The organism is Cellulomonas bogoriensis 69B4 = DSM 16987 (assembly GCF_000767165.1).
Lineage (GTDB): Bacteria > Actinomycetota > Actinomycetes > Actinomycetales > Cellulomonadaceae > Actinotalea > Actinotalea bogoriensis.
Genome location: NZ_AXCZ01000318.1, coordinates 1 through 1,459, shown reverse-complemented (window position 1 = coordinate 1,459; position 1,459 = coordinate 1). Strand labels below are relative to the sequence as shown.

Sequence of the window (1,459 nt, the reverse complement as noted above, 5' to 3'; positions counted from 1 at the left end):
ACCCGCTCGAGCCAGTCCGGTGGGGCGACGGTGTCGGCGTCGCACCGCACGATCACCGTGCCGGTGGCCGCGTCGTACCCGGTCGAGGCGGCGGCCGGGATGCCGGGTGCTGCCTCGTGCACCACCCGGGCGCCGTGGGCGCGGGCGACCTCGGCGGTGGTGTCGGTCGAGGCGTTGTCGACCACCACGACCTCCTCGGCGGGCACCGTCTGGGCGGCGAGGGCGGTCAGGCACCGCCGCAGGTTGGGGGCGTCGTCCTTGGCGGGGATCACCACGCTGACCGTGGGGCCGCGGGCCGGCTCGGGGTGCGCTGCGGGGGTGTCCACCGCCGCACCGTACCCGCGCCCCCGGCCCGTGGCTCGGTGAGGTGCCGTGGGTCGCTCTCGACACCGGACCCGCCGCGTGGTGGGGTAGCGGTGACGTGGCCGATGGCGACCGCTCCTCAGGACAGGTGGACTCCCCTGCCGTATCCTCAGCATGCTGAGCGTTCCGGGCGCGAATCGCCGGGGGATCGAGCCGACCAAGGAGGAAGCCGGTGACCACCACCCAGGAGACCGTCGTCCTCCTCGACGAGGGCGGCAACCCCGTCGGCACCGCCGACAAGGCCACCGTGCACGACCACGACACGCCCCTGCACCTGGCGTTCTCCTGCCACATCGTCGACGACCACGGCCGCGTCCTGATGACCCGCCGGGCCCTGGGCAAGCGCACCTGGCCCGGGGTGTGGACCAACAGCGTGTGCGGTCACCCCGCACCGGGGGAGTCCTTCGAGGCCGCGGTGCGGCGCCGTTCCCGTGAGGAGCTCGGCATGGACGTGACCGACGTGCAGGTCGTGCTGCCCGACTTCCGCTACCGCGCCGTCGACGCCTCAGGTGTGGTCGAGAACGAGATCTGCCCGGTGTTCACCGCCCGCACCAGCGACCAGCCCCGGCCCCACCCCGACGAGGTCATGGACGTGGCGTGGGTCGACCCCGAGGACCTGCACCGGGCCGTGACCGCAGCCCCCTGGGCCCTGAGCCCCTGGCTCGTCCAGCACGCACCCGACCTGTCACTCGTGGCGGCCGGGCAACCATGACCACCACGACGGCGCCTCCGGTCCCCACCGCGCTCGACCCCCACGAGCGCGTCGACGACCTGCTGCGCGCCGTCCTGACCGGTGCCCGTCGCCAGGCCGAGGGCTTCGGCCCCGACTACCCGCGGGTGTGGGCCGAGATCGAGCGCAGCGCCCGCGGCGGCAAACGGTTCCGGTCGGGCCTCGTCCTGGCCACCCACGACGCCCTGGGCGCCCCCGCACTGGACGACGCGGTCATGGTCGCCGCCGCGTTCGAGCTCCTGCACACCGCGTTCCTCATCCACGACGACCTCATCGACCGTGACACCGTGCGCCGGGGCCGGCCCAACCTCGCCGCGATCATGCACGGTCGCGCGGCCGCACGTGGTGCGGACGTCGAGCGGGCCC

At 74.4% G+C, this 1,459-nt stretch carries 3 protein-coding genes; 2 read left to right on the top strand and 1 reads right to left on the bottom strand.

The annotated features are described in order from the left end of the window. The coding region (locus tag N869_RS15020) for a glycosyltransferase (RefSeq protein WP_035062995.1) at positions 1-326 on the bottom strand (326 nt) is incomplete at its 3' end. Positions 327-535: 209 nt separating this feature from the next. Here N869_RS15020 and idi point away from each other — a divergent pair. Together idi and N869_RS18650 are read left to right on the top strand one after the other, a co-directional pair. Further along, a complete protein-coding gene (gene idi, locus N869_RS15015; RefSeq protein ID WP_035062994.1) occupies positions 536-1,075 on the top strand; it encodes an isopentenyl-diphosphate Delta-isomerase in 540 nt (179 codons plus the stop codon). Further along, the coding region (locus N869_RS18650; protein WP_035062992.1) for a polyprenyl synthetase family protein at positions 1,072-1,459 on the top strand (388 nt) is incomplete at its 3' end. The genes idi and N869_RS18650, both read left to right, overlap by 4 nt.